Source organism: Acinetobacter tianfuensis (assembly GCF_003611465.1).
Taxonomy (GTDB): Bacteria; Pseudomonadota; Gammaproteobacteria; order Pseudomonadales; family Moraxellaceae; genus Acinetobacter; species Acinetobacter tianfuensis.
The window spans coordinates 26902-44104 of record NZ_RAXV01000004.1 but is presented as its reverse complement, the minus strand read 5'-3'; the positions used below and the strand labels follow the sequence as shown (position 1 = coordinate 44104).

The 17203-nt window shown below is 43.5% G+C and carries 17 protein-coding genes and 4 tRNA genes; 13 read left to right on the top strand and 8 right to left on the bottom strand.

Annotated features, from left to right (window positions below; genetic code table 11):
* Window positions 1–282: 282 nt before the first annotated feature.
* Window positions 283–906: an alpha-ketoglutarate-dependent dioxygenase AlkB family protein gene (locus D7V32_RS03245; protein ID WP_120401483.1), complete on the top strand. Its 624-nt coding sequence runs from the start codon at window positions 283–285 to the stop codon at window positions 904–906.
* A 165-nt stretch (window positions 907–1071) separates the two neighbouring features.
* On the opposite strand, the gene D7V32_RS03240 is transcribed toward D7V32_RS03245, so the two are convergent.
* The 3 genes from D7V32_RS03240 to D7V32_RS03230 form a co-directional block, all read right to left on the bottom strand.
* A complete protein-coding gene (locus D7V32_RS03240) occupies window positions 1072–1866 on the bottom strand; it encodes an IclR family transcriptional regulator (RefSeq protein ID WP_120401482.1) in 795 nt (264 codons plus the stop codon).
* Between the two features lie 92 nt (window positions 1867–1958).
* On the bottom strand, window positions 1959–2402 hold the full coding sequence (ruvX, locus tag D7V32_RS03235; protein WP_120401481.1) for a Holliday junction resolvase RuvX: 444 nt from the start codon (window positions 2400–2402) through the stop codon (window positions 1959–1961).
* The gene (locus tag D7V32_RS03230; RefSeq protein ID WP_120401480.1) at window positions 2395–2949 is read right to left on the bottom strand and encodes a YqgE/AlgH family protein; all 555 of its coding nucleotides are present in this window, start codon (window positions 2947–2949) and stop codon (window positions 2395–2397) included. Before D7V32_RS03230 ends, ruvX begins: the two co-directional genes overlap by 8 nt.
* 288 nt (window positions 2950–3237) lie before the next feature.
* Between D7V32_RS03230 and D7V32_RS03220 the strand changes: the two genes are divergently transcribed.
* Complete coding sequence (locus D7V32_RS03220) at window positions 3238–3963, top strand: hypothetical protein (protein ID WP_120401478.1); 726 nt, start codon at window positions 3238–3240, stop codon at window positions 3961–3963.
* Window positions 3964–4037: 74 nt separating this feature from the next.
* Here D7V32_RS03220 and recN read toward each other — a convergent pair whose 3' ends face one another.
* Window positions 4038–5699 carry a DNA repair protein RecN gene (gene recN, locus D7V32_RS03215; protein ID WP_120401477.1) on the bottom strand — a complete coding sequence of 554 codons (1662 nt, stop codon included), beginning with the start codon at window positions 5697–5699 and terminating at the stop codon, window positions 4038–4040.
* 535 nt (window positions 5700–6234) lie between these two features.
* Between recN and ppnP the strand changes: the two genes are divergently transcribed.
* The 3 genes from ppnP (at window position 6235) to D7V32_RS03200 (ending at window position 8420) form a co-directional block, all read left to right on the top strand.
* A complete protein-coding gene (ppnP, locus tag D7V32_RS03210) occupies window positions 6235–6558 on the top strand; it encodes a pyrimidine/purine nucleoside phosphorylase (RefSeq protein ID WP_120401476.1) in 324 nt (107 codons plus the stop codon).
* Between the two features lie 144 nt (window positions 6559–6702).
* Window positions 6703–7455, top strand: coding sequence for a 23S rRNA (guanosine(2251)-2'-O)-methyltransferase RlmB (gene rlmB, locus D7V32_RS03205; protein WP_120401475.1), 753 nt, complete (start codon window positions 6703–6705; stop codon window positions 7453–7455).
* Between the two features lie 41 nt (window positions 7456–7496).
* On the top strand, window positions 7497–8420 hold the full coding sequence (locus D7V32_RS03200) for a DMT family transporter (protein WP_120401474.1): 924 nt from the start codon (window positions 7497–7499) through the stop codon (window positions 8418–8420).
* On the opposite strand, the gene coaE is transcribed toward D7V32_RS03200, so the two are convergent.
* Genes coaE through pilB form a run of 4 tightly spaced genes read right to left on the bottom strand, consistent with a single transcriptional unit; the run spans window position 8417 to window position 12869 of the window.
* A complete protein-coding gene (gene coaE, locus D7V32_RS03195; protein WP_120401473.1) occupies window positions 8417–9025 on the bottom strand; it encodes a dephospho-CoA kinase in 609 nt (202 codons plus the stop codon). The two genes, D7V32_RS03200 and coaE, sit on opposite strands and share 4 nt — an antisense overlap.
* A 9-nt stretch (window positions 9026–9034) precedes the next feature.
* Window positions 9035–9898 carry a prepilin peptidase gene (locus D7V32_RS03190; protein WP_120401472.1) on the bottom strand — a complete coding sequence of 288 codons (864 nt, stop codon included), beginning with the start codon at window positions 9896–9898 and terminating at the stop codon, window positions 9035–9037.
* Complete coding sequence (locus D7V32_RS03185; protein ID WP_120401471.1) at window positions 9898–11124, bottom strand: type II secretion system F family protein; 1227 nt, start codon at window positions 11122–11124, stop codon at window positions 9898–9900. Before D7V32_RS03185 ends, D7V32_RS03190 begins: the two co-directional genes overlap by 1 nt.
* A 32-nt stretch (window positions 11125–11156) precedes the next feature.
* Entirely contained in the window at window positions 11157–12869 is a 1713-nt protein-coding gene (gene pilB / locus D7V32_RS03180; RefSeq protein ID WP_120401470.1) for a type IV-A pilus assembly ATPase PilB, read from the bottom strand.
* Window positions 12870–13147: 278 nt separating this feature from the next.
* On the opposite strand from pilB, the gene tpiA reads away from it, so the two are divergent.
* The 8 genes from tpiA to nusA all read left to right on the top strand — a co-directional run bounded on the left by tpiA (window position 13148) and on the right by nusA (window position 17199).
* Window positions 13148–13939 (top strand): triose-phosphate isomerase, encoded by a 792-nt coding sequence (gene tpiA, locus D7V32_RS03175; RefSeq protein ID WP_120401469.1) that lies wholly within the window; start codon window positions 13148–13150, stop codon window positions 13937–13939.
* A 13-nt stretch (window positions 13940–13952) separates the two neighbouring features.
* Window positions 13953–14282, top strand: coding sequence for a preprotein translocase subunit SecG (gene secG, locus D7V32_RS03170; protein WP_120401468.1), 330 nt, complete (start codon window positions 13953–13955; stop codon window positions 14280–14282).
* A 53-nt stretch (window positions 14283–14335) separates the two neighbouring features.
* Window positions 14336–14420, top strand: a tRNA-Leu gene (locus tag D7V32_RS03165).
* A gap of 51 nt (window positions 14421–14471) precedes the next feature.
* Window positions 14472–14548: transfer RNA gene (locus D7V32_RS03160), tRNA-Met, on the top strand.
* A gap of 71 nt (window positions 14549–14619) precedes the next feature.
* Window positions 14620–14696 (top strand) — tRNA-Met (locus D7V32_RS03155).
* A 186-nt stretch (window positions 14697–14882) separates the two neighbouring features.
* Window positions 14883–14959: transfer RNA gene (locus tag D7V32_RS03150), tRNA-Met, on the top strand.
* Window positions 14960–15157: 198 nt separating this feature from the next.
* Window positions 15158–15679, top strand: coding sequence for a ribosome maturation factor RimP (rimP, locus tag D7V32_RS03145; RefSeq protein ID WP_120401467.1), 522 nt, complete (start codon window positions 15158–15160; stop codon window positions 15677–15679).
* A 35-nt stretch (window positions 15680–15714) separates the two neighbouring features.
* The gene (gene nusA, locus D7V32_RS03140) at window positions 15715–17199 is read left to right on the top strand and encodes a transcription termination factor NusA (protein ID WP_120401466.1); all 1485 of its coding nucleotides are present in this window, start codon (window positions 15715–15717) and stop codon (window positions 17197–17199) included.
* Window positions 17200–17203 lie beyond the last annotated feature (4 nt).

The window sequence follows — 17203 nt, the reverse complement described above, 5'->3', positions numbered from 1 at the left end:
AAATAAGTGTAATCTGCGCCAATCATTTGTGACAGTTGAGATGATCATCATTCTACGGCTTTGTTCAATCTTATCTAGGCTGTATTTAATTTGTTCAGCCGCAATTGCGTCTAAGCTGGTTATCGCTTTATCTACAAAGAAAGATGCTGTCTCTTGCATATTGTCAGGTCAGTGTATTATCTAAGCTGTTAAAGCCGAATCAGCATGAACACTCAAGTCGCTGCAAGCAGCAGCGGATAAGGCTCAAAGGGGCTGAATGCAAAGACCGTGGAGGAAATAGCCATGACATTGGAATTGTTTGCACCCGAGTGCCAAGATAATCTTCTGTTTTGTGATGGAGAGGTTCAGGATTATGGCTTAATTTTAAATGAAGCGCAGAGCTGTCAATATATGCGCTATTTTTTAGCGCAGTTGGCATGGCAGCCAGATGAAGTCTTTTTGCATGGCAAGCATTATGTGACAGATCGCAAAGTTGTTTGGTATGGCGATGAAAATTATCAGTACCGCTATTCAGGAAGTTTGAAACAGGCAGCAGCATGGAATGCAGGATTATTCCGTTTAAAACAGCATATAGAAAAACTGACAGGGCATCCGTTTAATTCATGTCTGGCGAATTTATATGAACATGGTCAGCAGGCTGTAGGCTGGCACAGTGATGATGAGGCGGCGCTGATCTCGCCAAATACCGGCGAAGCGGTTATTGCTTCTTTAAGTTTCGGGGCTGCGCGAAAAATGCGTTTTCAGCATAAAACTCAGCAGCATAAGGTGGACGTGATGCTGCATAGCGGGCAATTGATTGTCATGCGCGGCCAAACGCAAAAATACTGGAAACATTGCATTGCAAAATCAGCTAAAATTATAGAGCCGCGAATTAATTTGACCTTCCGCTATTTCTTTCCAGTTTGAAACGATAAATATGGAATAAGAAAAAAGCCCATGGAAACATGAGCTTTTTACTTCTGAGAAATGCCTTCTATCGTTATGCCAACATGTCATGGAACATTATGGCTGAGAAGAACAATAATCATATTATGAGAATTTATTTTTGAATACAAGCCATTGTTTGTGATTTTACTCTTCATTTTCCAAACTGTTTAGAGGCTGTTCTTCAGAAAGCGTCATAAACTGTTTTTCAATTAAATGGGCACTTTCCTGCAGAATTTCGATTAATTTTGGCAAATTTACAAATTCAAAGCGGTTTTTAGAGGCCAGCAGCGTGAGTGCCAGAGGCGGCTCTTTGCTGGAAAATTTGATTGGTACCGATAAGCCTGCAATGTTCGGATCTAATTCACCATTTGAAAAATAATAACCTTGCTTTTTGATTTTTTTCATCTTGTCTAAAAATTCTTGCTGATCGGCAGCAAAGTTAAGATGTGCTAATTGGTCTGAAAAGCGGTCGAAATAGTCCAGCATGGATTGTTTTGGCAAATGCGAAATCATGATTTTTGCCGATGAGCCGACAAATACAGGGCGGGGGCAGCCGCGTCCATAAGACAGCAGCAAGGTATTTTTAAAGACCTCATCATGCAGATCAATGCATGAATCTCTGTTAAGGTGTGTCAGCAGGCAGGAAAACTCGGTACGTTTCACAATTTCCTGCATAAAGGGAATGCTGATTTGAACCAGTGGATCTGTTTTACGTGAAATATAATCTAAAACGGCAATCTTTGAGCCCAATGTATAGTCACCCGAAGTACCGCTGAGGCGCTGCAGCAGCTCTGCAGAAACCAGCTCTTTCAGGTAGCGGTAGCTGGTGGGTTTTGATAAGCCCAATTCTTCACTGATAATGTCTACGTTAATAATTGGACGTGAGACAGAAAATAAGTCAAGGACAGTCAGAATTTTACCAAAACTGGAAAGTGCCATAGGGACCTGCTGGGTTCAATAAAGGTTCAAAAGATAGATATAGGGTTACTTTATAACAAAATGCTGGAGATTCTGCAGGCTTTAAATATGCATTAAGGCTGTATGCCTTCAGGATTCCGATACCAGCTTTCAATAAATAAGGCTGCGGCAATACTGTCTGCTGATAATTTTTTTCCGCGGCCTTGCGCTTGATAATGTTCCAATTCATCCCGCGCTTCACGGGTCGTGAGGCGTTCATCGACCATCTGTGTTTCAATGTTGGTCTGATGGCGTAAACGGCGGGCAAATTTTCGTGCGCGGGCTGAAAGTTCAGACTCGCTGTCATCCATATTCAGAGGCAAGCCGACTAAAAATAGCGTGGGCTGATGCTGTTTCACAATTTTCAGCAAATTTTCCCAGACAGGGATACCGTCTTTCATCGGAAATAAGGCCAGCGGGTTTGCGCTTTCAATCATGGATTGGCCGACTGCCATCCCCATTTTTTGTGTACCGAAATCAAAAGCCATAATTGTCTGTGGCTGGTTTAAATCAGGCATGTCCAATCTCAGAAGAGAGCCAATTACGGTCGACGCCCATTTTTTTATAGGCTGCATCCCAGCGGTCGCTGTAAGGCAAGTTAAAAATTAAATCCATATCTGAGTCGCAAACCAGCCAGTCACCGCGTGAAAGTTCCTGCTCTAACTGATTTTTCCCCCAGCTGGCATAGCCTAACGCAATTTGGTAACGGCCTACACCTTGATTGTGCGCAATTGCATCTAAAATGTCTTTTGATGTGGTAATACAGACATTTTCACCGACGGCGATGGATGAATGCCATGTCGGCTGGCCAGTATGCAGCACAAATCCTGCTTCAGGGCGTAATGGGCCGCCTTGAAGGACTTCATGCGGATTGACATAGTCTGCATCAATTTCAAGGTCGTTGAGTAATTCTTTAATTTGTAAGCCAGAAGGCCGGTTGATAATGATGCCTTGAGCGCCATCTTCATCGTGGCGCGCCAAATAAATCACCGTATTTGCAAAAAAATCATCTTGCATATTGGGCGGGGCAATTAAGCATTGGTGCGTCAGAAATTGTTTGGTCACCGAATGGCGTCCCCCTATCTTAATCAGATGAGTATTAATAATTATGTATTTATCAACATACTAAACAAAATTAGATTCAACAATGAATTTTTATGCAAAAAGATATATTTGAATTCTGACTATATTTTGTTGGCAGCAGATTTGAATATACAGTTTATTTTTAATATTGATATTTATGGGATACATGAAGCTGTTGGGATTTGAACAGAATGTGCTTATTTCTAAAGATAAAGTTTTGCTAAAATTACTTTATGGTTGGAACAATTTGCACAATTATCAAGGATAAAAATGAAGAATACCTATAAATTGATTGTGATGATCCTGATTAGCACGGCTTCTCATTTAAGTTTTGCGAATGTACAGCAGTTTCAGCAACAAGAAATTCAAGTGCTGAAAAAATTCAAACAGCAGAATTTTTATGAGGTAAATAGTGATATTGAAAGTGCTATTGTCGAGATTATTTCGAATGATAAAAACAGCTTTAACTATGATTTTCCTGCTTTAGTCAAACAAGGCTATGTGCATGTGCAGTATTCACCAGATAGGAAATTAAAGTTTTATAGTTTTGATGTCTCTGGTGGCGGTACGATGGGCGAGTGGGATAGTTATGTGCAATATTACACAGGTCAAACTCAACATTTTGATGAATTTAGTTCAGGGTGGATTAACCAAATTCAGCCTGTTCGAATCCAGAATAAAACAGTGTATTTAGTGCGTAGCTATTACAAAGGAGATAGTTGCACTGGGATGCATCAGGTACGTGCAGTTGAAGTTGGTCCGAAGCAATTACTCAAATCTTATATATTTCAAAACAAACAAAAGAAGCTGGATAAAATTTCGGTCGATTATGATTGCCATTACGATATAGACCGCAGTGCTAGCCAAAATTACTTAAAAGTTGGGCCTAAACGTGTTGATGTCATGCTTTTAAATGAACAGTATTATCCGCAAAATAAATACTTGCGCTATACCTTAGGTTTAAAAGGTTTTATATATCAAGGAGTAGTGAAGTAGCTTTGGGTAATCAACATTAATAAGACGTGATAAAAAAGCCTTTGAGTGACTCAAAGGCTTTAATGTTTTAGAACTCAGGCGTGCTGAAATTTTAAATTCCGCAACTGGCGCGCATGCTGCAATGTTGTTTCGCTGATTTCCACACCGCCAGTCATACGGGCAAGCTCTTGAATGCGGCCATCTTCTTCCAATTTGAAAATGGTACTGCTGGCTGGGTCGGTTTGACGCTTTTGCACCAGCAAGTGCTGATCAGACTGCGCTGCTACCTGTGCCTGATGGGTAATACATAAAATTTGCACATGCTGTGCTAAATCTGCCAGCAGACGGCCCACGATTTCCGCAGTTCCGCCGCTGATGCCGACGTCAATTTCGTCGAAAACCAGCGTTTCAGCATCTGTTTTTTCAGCATTCATCACTTGCATCACCAGTGCAATACGTGACAGCTCACCGCCTGAAGCAACGCGGGCTAAAGGCTGGGCTGGAATGCCTTTATTGGCTGTAAATAAAAGCTGAATGAAGCTGAGGCCTTCGCTTGAGGCTTGATCCAGCGGTTCAAATTTAAACTCAAAATGCGCTTCAGGCAGTGCCAGCTGTTTTACTTGCTCGGTCAGTTGTTTCGCCAGTGGTTCAGCTGCCGCCCGCCTGATCTGATCGAGATGCTCCGCCTTCGCTAAAAAGTCTTGATATGAAAGTTCAACCTGTTCAGCTAAGGTTTCTGGATCTTCCAATTCATGCAGTTTTTGCAGTTCCAGCTGCCAGGCATCATATTCCATTTTCAGCTGTTCAGGCTGGGTGCGGTATTTTCGCGCTAGGCGGTGGAAACTTTCAAGCTGTGTATTCAGCTCTTCCATACGTTCAGGGTCAAAGCTTTGGCGGTCAATAAACTGTCTGAGATTTGATGTGGCATCATCCAATTCACTTTGAGCATTCAGCATGGAATTGTAAATTTCAGACAGCTGCTCACTGCGCCCTGAATGAGACTCTATACGCCGTAAAATCGAGGCAATTTCCTGATTAATATTTTGTTCAGCATCATCCAGCGCAGCCAAGCTGTAGCTGCAGTCCTGCATGATATGTTCATGATGGCTGAGGCGGTCAAATTCCTGCTCGATTTCTTTATAGTCCAGCTGTACGGGTTCTTCTAATTCTTCCAGCTGCAGCTGCAGGGTTTCGATGCGCTGCTTTCGGGTTGCTTGCGCATCCAGTGCAGCTTGGTGCTGACGGATATGTTTTTGCCATAAGCTATAAGCATCCCGCACGGCTTGAGCAGGCTGGTAAAAATTGCTGTAACGGTCAATCCAATGTTTAGGATAAGGCGGTTCGAGAAGCTGCTGCTGACTATGCTGGCTGTAAAGCTGTACCAGCAGGCGGCCAATTTCTTTTAATTCGGACAGGCTGCTTGGACGGCCATTAATCCATGCTTTGCTGCGTCCTGTAGCAAAAATGACACGGCGCAGATGAATTTCACCAGACTCATCATCCAGCTCATGCTCTTTGAGCCAAATGGCTTCAGGTGAATTATCTTCATAGCTGAATGTCGCTGTCACATCGGCTTTATTTGATCCATAACGTACATAGTTCGTGTCTGTACGCTCGCCTAAACTGGCAGAGAGGGCATCAAGCAGCAAAGATTTGCCTGCGCCGGTTTCACCTGTCAGCACATTGAAGCCGTGTGCGATATCAATGGCTAAATGGTCAGCTAATGCAAAATTGATCAGTGTTAAATGTGTCAGCATAAACGCATCCAAGCTGCGAAAAGTTTGAGTTTAAGATAGACAAGTTTTGTTTTTCTCACAAGACGGCTTTTATTATAAGATGCCGAAAAACAGTGTAATTCTAACTGAATTTTGGCTGAAAAATATAGCAGGCTGCAGCTGACTTTCTTGAGTTTAAAGGTATTGCGATCATTGGACAGCGCATGTGATTGCTTATTTCATCAGCCTGTCATGCGTGCAAATTAAATTGGCAGCTTAATGCTGAAGTAAATGCATTTTGGCAAAAAGCGGATTGGAGTGAATTAAATATTATTTTTTTCAAGCGCTAACAGTGCATAATTTGAAAATCACAGCATCATAAAAATTGATTGGAGATTTGATTTCAGTTGTTTTAGACTCGGCAAAATATGCGGGAGTATTTGAGCTGAAGAATCTCAGGTACTGAGGGAGAGGCAGAGCTGTTTTAGCTGTGCATTCATAGATTGATTAGTTGCGTGTGCATAATTAAACTACATCAGTCTAAATATTATAAATAGCTTTATCTGGAGAAATACGCATGTCAGCTCAGTTTGATCATGTATCAGTTATCAAAAAATCTAATGTTTACTTCGGCGGCCTGTGTATCAGCCATACTGTGCAATTTGAAGACGGCACTAAAAAAACACTGGGTATTTTGCTTCCAACAGAAAAAGCGCTGACTTTTGAAACGCACGTTCCAGAGCGTATGGAAATTGTATCTGGCGAATGCCGTGTGCAAATTGGCGACAGCGAAGAAAGCGAATTATTCCGTGCAGGCCAGTCATTCTATGTACCGGGAAACAGCCGTTTTAAAATCGAAACTGATGATGTGCTTGATTATGTTTGCCATTTTGAAGGCTAATTGAAACAGCGGTGTGAATTGAAGCGAGGCCAAGAAATTTTGCCTTGAATCAGTTAAACTAGCGATTCAGCAAAAATCCTGCAAAGCCGGCTTTGCGGGATTTTTCTTTTTTGAATTTGATTGATAGCAGTTAAGAGGCCGTTCATGGCAAAACCAGAATATTATTATGGCGTTCACGCTGTGGAGTCATTACTTGAGCTTGAGCCAGAACGCGTTCTAACATTATTTGCGTTAAAAGGCCGTGATGACCAGCGTTTGCAGCATGTTTTTGAGTTGGCGGAACCCTTTGGCATCAGTATTCAAAAAGCCAGCCGTGATACATTGGAAAAATTGGCGGGTCAGCCGTTTCACCAAGGTGTAGTTGCTGCTGTGCGTCCGCATCCGACTTTAAATGAAAAAGATCTAGATCAATTATTAGAATCTAAGCATCAGCCTTTACTGCTGGCATTGGACCATATTACAGATCCGCATAATTTAGGCGCATGTGTCCGTACGGCGGCAGCCATGGGTGTTGAGGCAGTTATTGTGCCGCGTGACCGGGCTGCAACAATGACACCGACTGCACGTAAAGTAGCTGCTGGCGGTGCAGAAAAAGTGAAGTTTATACAAGTCACCAATTTAGCGCGTACGCTTGGACATATTAAAGAAACACATAATGTTCGTGTTGTCGGCACCATGTTGGATGAAAAAGCTTTACCTATTCAGCAATTTGATTTCACAGGTACGCCAGTGTGTATTGTTATGGGCGCAGAAGATACAGGTTTACGCCCGATTACGCAGTCACAGTGCGATCAGACGGTATTTATTCCAATGTCTGGCAATTTGCAAAGCTTAAATGTCAGTGTGGCAACAGGAATGGCGCTGTATGAGGCTTGCCGTCAGCGCATCACGGTTTAATCCAGACCATTTTTAATTTTATCCTAAGATAGTAAGGGCTTATGTCACCCCAAAAACAAGGTTATCTGTATGTTCTGATCACGATGTGTATTTGGGGCGGATTTACCTTAACTGCCCGCCTCAGCGCCAATTGGGGAATCAGTGCATGGGATATCACAGCACTGCGTTTTTTGCTGGCGTTTTGCATCTTAATGCCAATCTTAATGTATAAAAAAGATACCGCATTTTTATGGAAAAAAGAGCCCCTTATTTTGGCGCTCATTGGCGGTGTAGGGTATTGCTTAACGGCATATTCAGCTTTTCATTATGCGCCAGCTTCGCATGCGGCGATTTTTCTCAACGGCTGTATTCCGCTGTGTACTGCTGTTGCAGCATTTCTGCTGTTTAAGCAGGCTTTTGACCGGCATACATGGCTCAGTTTAGCGATTATGCTGACAGCCTTAACTGGCATGTGTGTGCTGATGTATCGGCAAACGGGTGTAGGCTTTGGATTGGGTGATCTGCTGTTTATGGTCAGCGCCATGTGGTGGGGCGTATTTACAGTGCTGCTGCGTCAATGGAAGCTCTCTGCTTGGCATGCGATGTCTGGCGTAGCTGTATGGTCGGCCATGATTTTTGTGCCAGTCTATGTATTATTTTTCCCTAAAAGTTTAGATGTCCCTGAGCCTGCGCATTTAATTGCCCAAGTACTGTTCCATGGTGTTTTTGTGGTGATTATTGCAACACTGACTTATGTTGAAGCCATTAAGCGTTTAGGCGCTTTTAAGACTGGCAGTATTGTGACTTTGGCGCCGTTTATTGCTGCGATTTTAGCGGTTCCTTTGCTGAATGAGCCTTTAAGTGCGGCAATTGTCTGCGGTTTAGTCGGGATGGCTATAGGCGCTTTACAGCCTTGGCGCTGGTTTGGCCGTCAGGATGCTTTAACTGAGCGCTTGGCTGAGCAAGAAAAAAAGCAGTCCAATTAGGACTGCTTTTTTTCTGCCTGCTGCAGATACTGTTTATGCAGCGGCAGAAGCTGTAAATATAAATGATCTAAATGCCCATCATTGAGCACGATATCATCGGCAAACTGCTGTTTTTGATCCCGCGGCATTTGCGCCTGAATGATATTCAGAATCTGCTCAGTGCTCTGGCCGTCTCGAGCCGAAGCGCGCTGAATTTGCAGTTCAATACTGGCGTCAATCAAGAGAGTGCGCTGCGTAAGTTCATGCTGATTGGTTTCAAAAAGCAGCGGAGAAACTAAAATAGCATAAGGGCTTTGGGCTTCAGCCAACTGTTGAATAATGGCAGCGCGTATTGCAGGATGAGTAATCTGTTCGAGTGTTTTTCTGGCTTCAGGTACTTTAAAGATATGTTCTCTCAGCGCACGGCGGTTTAATTCGCCATTTTCGAGCAGTACCCAATCACCAAAAGCCTGTCGAATTGCATTTAAAACAGGCTGATTTGGCATGACAATTTCACGGGCTGCAACATCTGCATCAACAACGCAAATATTTTGAGCTTCAAACCACGCGCTGGCAGCAGATTTACCGCTGCCGATCCCGCCTGTAAGACCCAAAATAAATTTCATGCGGTTTCCTTATGGCTGGCCTAAATAAATTTTCATGATTTGCTCGCCCCACAAAAACGCGATCCAGCCTGCAATGGCAATATAGGGGCCAAAAGCAAAGGGCTGATTTTCTTTACGAATTTTCAATAAAATAATGCCGATAATGGCGCCGACCATAGAAGACAGCAGCACAATCAGCGGAAGCATCATGGGTCCCATCCATGCACCGAGCGCTGCTAACAGCTTAAAGTCACCATAGCCCATGCCTTCTTTGCCGGTAATTAGTTTAAATAAGCAATAAACGACCCATAGGCAAAGAAAACCAATGATATATCCCCAGATAGCAACGCTTGCTGAAACATAGACAGCATAGCTGTTAATGCCTAAGCCAAGTGCTGCAAGGGGCAGGGTATAGCGGTCTGGCAGCAGCTGCGTATCAAAGTCAATAAAGGTCAATGCAATCAGCACATAGGTAAAGACTAGACCAAACAGCATCTGTACAGTTGGGCCGAATACAGAAACTACGGTTAATGCACAGCCAGCTGTAAGCAACTCTATAAACGGGTAGCGGATGCTGATTGGGTTATGACAGCTGCCGCATTTGCCGCGAAGAACAAGCCAGCTGATGACGGGGATATTTTGGTACCAGCGGATAGGGGTTTGGCATTTAGGGCAAGTTGATGCCGGCTGATTTAGTGTGATTTTACTTTCGTCAATAATGGGCTGGTCAGGGTGCAAAAATAGCTGACAATCTGTACGCCATTCCTGCTCCATCATTTTAGGCGTGCGGTAAATGACGACATTTAAAAAGCTGCCGATACATAAGCTGAAAACCCCAACTGCGCAGTAGAGCGCAACTGGGGATGATATGAAGTATTCAATTAAGTCTTGCATTAAACAACAGAACCCATTTGGAAGATCGGCAGATACATAGCAATAACTAAGCCTCCGACAAGAATACCTAAAACAGCCATAATGAGCGGTTCCATCATCGCTGTTAACCCATCGACGGCATTATCGACTTCATTTTCATAGTGTGTTGCGACTTTATCCAGCATGGAATCCAGCGCACCGGATTCTTCACCAATGGCGACCATTTGCACCGCCATAGACGGGAACTTATTGGTAACCCGCATGGCAAATTGCAGCTGCTGGCCTGTCGCAACATCTTCACGGATTTTTAAAACGGCTTCTTCGTAGACACAATTGTTGGTTGCGCCTGCTGTAGATTCAAGAGCATCAATTAATGGTACACCGGCAGCAAAGGTTGTCGCGAGTGTGCGGCTGTAACGGGCAATAATGGCTTTATATACGAGATCACCAAAAATTGGCGCTTTCAGCGCAGCTTTATCTAATAGATCACGGAATTTTTTACTGCGTTTTTTTGCTTCAAGGAAGCCTGCAACGATTGCAGCGATCACAATAATCAGAATGAACCAGTATTGCTGTGTCCATTGAGACATATTGACAACCATTTTGGTAAAGGCGGGAAGATCTGCGCCAAATGAAGTAAAGAGTTCTTCGAAAACTGGCACAACTTTAACCATCAGGATAATCGTCACAATGACAGCTACAACGACGACAGTTGCAGGATATTTCATGGCTTTCTTGATTTTTTGTTTGAGCAGCTCACTTTTTTCTTTATAAATGGCCACACGGTCCAGCATGGTCTCTAGCGCACCAGACTGTTCGCCAGATTCAACCAATGAGCAAAATAAGTTATCAAAATATTGAGGATATTTACGCAGCGCGCCAGCAAAGGTATTGCCGCCCTCGACTTCCCCTTTAATACCTAAAACGACTTCACGCATAGATGGATTTTCCAAGCCTTCGGCTACGATTTCAAAGCCTTGGACCAGCGGTACGCCGGCTTTCATCATGGTTGCCAGCTGACGGGTGAAGATGGTGATGTCCAGAGTTGTGACTTTCTTCTTCATGTAGCCTTCAAGAATATTTTTACGCTTTTCACGAATATTCTTGATAGTGATGCCTTGCTTGCGAAGAGTCACTTTGGCCAGCGCCATATTGCGCGCCGGTATTTCCCCTTTAATTTTAACCCCTTTACGGTCAACACCTTCATAACTGAAGGTGGGCATCATCTGCGCTTTTTTGACAGCCATGAATTTATCCTTATTTTATAAAATACTTAAAACTACTCGCTGGTTACACGATTGACTTCTTGAAGCGAAGTCACCCCCTGCATAACCTTTACTAAGCCAGAACGGCGTAAATTATTAAATCCTGCTTTATCTGAAGCCTCTGCAATTTGCAGCGCATTGCCGTCTTCCATGATAATGCGGGAAATTTCAGCTGTCACTTTCATGACCTCATAAATACCGACACGGCCTTTATAGCCTTCACGGCATTCAGCGCAGCCAACTGGCTGATAGAGCTGGAATTCCGGGTTGGCTAAATCGTCTTCTGTAAAACCAAGTTCTAGCAGACTTTGCTTGGGTATTTCAATTGGCGCTTTACACTGAGAACATAAGCGGCGCGCCAGACGCTGCGCAATGACGAGGTTAACAGAAGTTGCAATATTAAATGAAGGGACCCCCATATTCCGCAGGCGCGTTAAGGTTTCAGGGGCACTGTTGGTATGCAGTGTAGACATCACCATGTGGCCTGTTTGTGCTGCTTTAATGGCAATTTCTGCTGTTTCAAGATCTCGAATCTCACCGACCATTACAATGTCTGGATCCTGACGCAGAAATGATTTTAGGGCAGCTGCGAAGGTTAGGCCAACTTTATTGTTGACGTTGACCTGATTAATCCCTTCTAAGTTAATTTCAACCGGATCTTCGGCAGTTGAAATATTCGTGTCTTCTTTATTTAAAATATTTAAACCTGTATACAGCGATACGGTTTTACCGGAACCTGTTGGCCCTGTAATCAGCAGCATGCCTTGCGGTTTATCCAAGGCTTGCATAAACAGCTCTTTTTGCTCTGGTTCATAGCCTAAAGCATCAATCCCAAGCATAGCGCTTGATGGATCTAAAATACGCAGTACCAGTTTTTCACCAAATAGGGTTGGCAATGAGTTGACACGAAAATCAATGGATTTATTTTTCGATAATTTGAGTTTAATACGGCCGTCTTGCGGTACGCGTTTTTCTGAAATGTCCATTTGCGACATGACTTTTAAGCGTGAAGCGAGGCGGTTTGCCAGCTGTAGCGGCGGATTGGTAATGGTTCTGAGCACGCCGTCAACACGATACCGAACACGGTAACTTTTTTCATAAGGTTCAAAGTGCAAGTCAGATGCACCCATACGGATCGCATCGACCAGCAGCTTGTTGATATATTTTACGATAGGGGCTTCTTCCCCTTTTTCCTCTTCATCTGAATTGGTGCTGGCGTCTGGTGCAGCTCCATCTTCTATATCAAGCTCGAAATCATCATCAAAGTCAAAAGTGCTTTCTTCGGCGAACTGTTTTTCAATCAGCTTCTCAAGTGCTGTATATTCGACAATAATTGCTTCCGTTGACATTTTGCTGCTGAAACGGATGGCATCAATGGCCTCAATATTTGTCGGGTTGCTGGTTGCAACATACAAAATATTGTTATGTTTAAAGATTGGTAAAACGCGGTAGCGGGTGATGAGCTTTTCATCAATGCCTTCACGAATGATTTGCCCTGCATCATAGGCATTGATATCAAAAATAGGTTCGCCAAACTCAGTTGAAATCGTTTCAGCAATTTTTAAGCCTGTAAGCTGAGTTTCCTGTACAAGATGAGCAACGATGTCTTGATTTGATTTTTTTGCCTGCAGTATGGCCTGCTGCATATTTTCAGCAGAAATGTGCCCCTCATCCACCAAACGGCGGATAAAACCTGTAAATCGCGGCGAACCCTGTAATGCTGTCATGCTTGCTATAGCCTATACGTCAATTTGTTTATAATTGGTTTTATTAAAATTATACTTTTGTTGCACAAAAATACCATATCTTAAAATGATGTCACTACCTTAATATCTTTAAAAACTATGAACTGATCCTTAAATATGCCTGAAAAAAATAAAATAATTTGATATAGAACATCTGAAAAATAATTTGCTGAAAAAAATGGCGCATGAAAACAGTCATTAATTTTTGCATTTACGTGTAGAATATGCCCGTTTTCATTAAAATTTTTTATGGGTTATATATGTCGGCTTCGACGATTACGCCTTGGGTAGTTGGCAATTGGAAAATGAATCCAATGCAGGCAGATGCTGGGCAGCTGGTTCAAAACTTAAAAAAATTACTGCAAGATCAAATTATTGCTGAGTCTGCATGTCATATCGGTGTAGCGCCAGTGAGTATAGCATTATTAAACGTGCAGGCAGCATTTAAAGATGCTGGCCGTCAAATTTTGACAGTTGCGCAAGATCTTTCGCGCATTGCCGGTACAGGGGCTTATACAGGTGAAGTCAGCGCAGAATTATTAAAAGACAGTCAAATTAATTTTGTACTGGTAGGTCACTCAGAGCGCCGTGAAATTTTTGCTGAAACAGCAGATATTATTCAAGCGAAAGTGAAACATGCATTAACTGCAGGTCTGACGGTTATTTATTGCGTAGGCGAGAGCTTAGAGCAGCGTGAAAATGGACAGGCAGAGCAGGTTGTATTGCAGCAAATCTGTGACATTGCATCTGTTGTTGAGGCAGAGCAGTGGGTCAATATTGTCATTGCATATGAGCCGATCTGGGCGATTGGCACAGGTAAGACGGCTTCTCCAGAAGATGCGCAGGCAATGCATGCTGCAATTCGCCTAGGTGTCAGTCAAATCACGCCAGCAGGGCAGACCATGGCGCTGCTGTATGGCGGTAGTGTTAAGCCTGAAAATGCAGTAGAGTTAGCGGCCTGTCCAGATATTAATGGCGCACTGGTAGGCGGCGCTTCATTAAATGCTGAGTCTTTCTATAAAATTGCTCAGGCATTTGCAAATACAAAATAATTAGGAGTACAGCATGCAGACTTTTGTGCTGGTGGTACATATTATCTTAGCTGTTATGATGATCGTTTTGATTTTAGTGCAGCACGGCAAGGGTGCTGATGCTGGCGCTTCATTTGGCGGCGGCGGCGCTGCGACTGTTTTTGGCGCATCAGGCTCAGGCAACTTTTTAACGCGTTTAACGGCTGTTTTGACAGCTTTATTCTTTGTAACCAGCTTGACTTTAGCCGTTTTTGCAAAGAAACAAACCACAAATGCGTACAGTTTAAATGCAATTTCTTCGGCGCCAACAGTGCCTGCGAAAGTGAACGAAACTTCACCAATTGTGCCTAAAAGTGGCGAATAAACAGAATTAGTCCTTTCTTTTTTGAAGTGATGCGTCTAGAATGCGTCACAGCTGCGGTGGTGGTGGAATTGGTAGACACGCTACCTTGAGGTGGTAGTGCCTTCGGGCGTGGGGGTTCAAGTCCCCCCTTCCGCACCAACTTGTAATCCAGAACATAAGTTGGTGCTAAGCGGCGAAACAATCTGTTGATGCGGGATGGAGCAGTCTGGTAGCTCGTCGGGCTCATAACCCGAAGGTCGTTGGTTCAAATCCAGCTCCCGCTACCAATCAATTCTATTTATAAGATGCAAACTTTAAATAGACAGCTTTTAAGGCTGAATCGTTATTTGCACGCTGATGCGGGATGGAGCAGTCTGGTAGCTCGTCGGGCTCATAACCCGAAGGTCGTTGGTTCAAATCCAGCTCCCGCTACCAATTTTTCAGTGTAATATAGATTATTGTTTGGCTTTGCCTGAGTGAGGTCCAGTTTTATATATTTAATAAAATGTTTGAAGAATCATTTTGTTAAATCTAAGTTCTAGTGCAATAGAACCAGACATACTATTCAGATGTTTTCGATTGAAAATTTAGAATAAATTGTATATAATTTTTGCACGTTGTTGCGGGATGGAGCAGTCTGGTAGCTCGTCGGGCTCATAACCCGAAGGTCGTTGGTTCAAATCCAGCTCCCGCTACCAAGTTTCTAAAAAGGCTCACAAAAGGTGGGCCTTTTTGCACAGTGGACTTTGGTTTTCTGTGCAATACTAGGGGCGTTTACGCCCTTTTTTATTGGCTATCGTGCAGTGTCGACATCAATCGGTCATGAAATGACGCTTCACTATAGATTGTTTGTTGGCCAAGATCGGCCTTGTATCGTAAAAATTTGACGAGAGTAAATGAAGCTATCAAATAAAACTCAGGCACTCCAGGATTTAATCGCTCCAGCAGTGCAGGCATGTGGTGTAAATCTTTGGGGTATTGAATTCATGCCTCAGGGCAAGCGTTCTTTAGTGCGCATCTATATCGACAAGCCATTAGATGAAAACGCAGCACCTGTGATCAATGAAGATGGTGAAATTGAACAAGGCCGCGGCATTGGCGTACAGGACTGTGTGCGTGTAACACAGCAGGTTGGCGCGATGATGGACGTGCATGATCCAATTTCAGGCGAATATGCGCTGGAAGTGTCATCTCCAGGCTGGGACCGTCCATTCTTCCAGCTTGAACAAATGTCGGAATATGTCGGTCAGCAAGTGGCTTTACGCTTAATCAGCGCTGTAGAAAACCGCCGAAAGTTTCAGGCTAAACTGGTGGCTGTAGATCTAGAAAACGAATTCATTCAAGTGGAAGTTGATCAGCAAGTGCTTGAGATCGACAGCCATAATATTGATAAAGCAAATTTGATCTACCAAGATTAATTCTATAAATAAGAATCTGAACGAATAGGTGACTTATGGCACGCGAAATTCTTACCGTAGTAGAAACGGTTAGTAACGAAAAAGGTGTACCTCGTGAAGCGATCTTTGAAGCGCTGGAACAGGCACTCGTTGCTGCGACAAAAAAGAAATTCTACGAAGGCACACATTCGGAAGAAGCGCGTTTACGTGTGGAAATCGACCGTAAAACTGGCGATTACGCAACTTTCCGTCAATGGGAAGTGGTGGCAGATGAAGATCATGAAATGCCGGCATGTCAAGATGCGATTTCTGATGTAGACCCTGCGAAATGGTCAATCGGCGATATCCGTGAGCTTGAAGTTGAATCCATTGATTTCGGCCGTATTGCTGCGCAAATTGCGAAACAGGTAATTGTTCAAAAGATCCGTGAAGCGGAGCGTGCGCTGGTTGCTGATGCTTATGAATCTAAAGTTGGCGAGCTGATTTACGGTGAAGTGAAGAAGCAGACTAAAGACGGTTTTATTATCGATTTAGGTGATAATGCAGAAGCTTATCTTGCGCGTGAAGAAATGATCGCGAAAGAAATTTTGCGCCCAAAACAGCGTGTAAATGCAATTCTGTTTAATGTAAACCGTGAAGGCCGCGGCGCTCAGCTTCAGCTTTCCCGTGCAAAACCAGAAATGCTGATGGCATTGATGAAGAAAGAAATTCCTGAAATTTCTGAAGAAATCATTGAAATCAAAGCTGCAGCGCGCCAGCCGGGCGTTCGTGCTAAAATTGCTGTGAAAACAAACGATCACCGTATTGACCCAGTTGGTGCGTGTATCGGTATGCGCGGTACGCGTATCCAAGCAGTTCAGCAAGAATTGAACGGTGAGCGTATTGATGTGGTTGTATGGTCTGATGATCCGGCACAGTACATTGCCAGCGCTTTAGAGCCTGCTGATGTTTCTGGTATCGTGATTGATGAAGAAGAGCGTACTGCTGACATTATTTTTGCGACAAGTGATCAGTTGGCTCGCGCGATTGGCTCTCAAGGCCAAAACGTGCGTTTAGCGTCTGAATTGACGGGCTATAAGCTGAATATGATGCTTGAAGAGGAATATCACGCTCGTCAGCAAAATGAAGCGCAGCAATATCTTGACTTATTTGTAAGCCGTTTAGATATCGCTGAAGACTTCGCTATGGCGCTTGTGGACATGGGTTTCACATCGGTGGAAGAAATTGCATATGTTCCTGCAGAAACTTTCGACGAAATTGAGCTTGATGCTGAAACTGTTGAAATGCTGCAAAGCCGTGCCAAAGAAGTTGCATTGGCCGATGCTTTGAAACAGCAGGAAAATATTCAAGAGCCAAGTCCAGAGCTTGCAGCAATGGAAGGCATGACAAAAGAGATCGCGTATGCGCTTGCTGCCCGCGGTGTAATTACTGTAGATGATCTTGCAGACCAAGCAACTGACGATATCTCTGATATTGAAGGTTTAGGTGCTGAATTAGCGGGTCAACTCATTATGAAAGCGCGCGAATCATGGTTTAACTAGGAGG

Bases quoted from the DNA above. Each gene is read 5' to 3' on its own strand.
- recN (WP_120401477.1), bottom strand. From the start codon at position 5,699: ATGCTGACACATTTAACACTGATCAATTTTGCATTAGCTGACCATTTA.
- rimP (WP_120401467.1), top strand. From the start codon at position 15,158: ATGAAGCTATCAAATAAAACTCAGGCACTCCAGGATTTAATCGCTCCA.
- pilB (WP_120401470.1), bottom strand. From the start codon at position 12,869: ATGACAGCATTACAGGGTTCGCCGCGATTTACAGGTTTTATCCGCCGT.
- coaE (WP_120401473.1), bottom strand. From the start codon at position 9,025: ATGAAATTTATTTTGGGTCTTACAGGCGGGATCGGCAGCGGTAAATCT.
- D7V32_RS03245 (WP_120401483.1), top strand. From the start codon at position 283: ATGACATTGGAATTGTTTGCACCCGAGTGCCAAGATAATCTTCTGTTT.
- D7V32_RS03200 (WP_120401474.1), top strand. From the start codon at position 7,497: ATGTCACCCCAAAAACAAGGTTATCTGTATGTTCTGATCACGATGTGT.
- D7V32_RS03185 (WP_120401471.1), bottom strand. From the start codon at position 11,124: ATGGCTGTCAAAAAAGCGCAGATGATGCCCACCTTCAGTTATGAAGGT.
- D7V32_RS03220 (WP_120401478.1), top strand. From the start codon at position 3,238: ATGAAGAATACCTATAAATTGATTGTGATGATCCTGATTAGCACGGCT.
- tpiA (WP_120401469.1), top strand. From the start codon at position 13,148: ATGTCGGCTTCGACGATTACGCCTTGGGTAGTTGGCAATTGGAAAATG.
- D7V32_RS03190 (WP_120401472.1), bottom strand. From the start codon at position 9,898: ATGCAAGACTTAATTGAATACTTCATATCATCCCCAGTTGCGCTCTAC.
- nusA (WP_120401466.1), top strand. From the start codon at position 15,715: ATGGCACGCGAAATTCTTACCGTAGTAGAAACGGTTAGTAACGAAAAA.
- secG (WP_120401468.1), top strand. From the start codon at position 13,953: ATGCAGACTTTTGTGCTGGTGGTACATATTATCTTAGCTGTTATGATG.
- rlmB (WP_120401475.1), top strand. From the start codon at position 6,703: ATGGCAAAACCAGAATATTATTATGGCGTTCACGCTGTGGAGTCATTA.
- D7V32_RS03240 (WP_120401482.1), bottom strand. From the start codon at position 1,866: ATGGCACTTTCCAGTTTTGGTAAAATTCTGACTGTCCTTGACTTATTT.
- ppnP (WP_120401476.1), top strand. From the start codon at position 6,235: ATGTCAGCTCAGTTTGATCATGTATCAGTTATCAAAAAATCTAATGTT.
- ruvX (WP_120401481.1), bottom strand. From the start codon at position 2,402: ATGCCTGATTTAAACCAGCCACAGACAATTATGGCTTTTGATTTCGGT.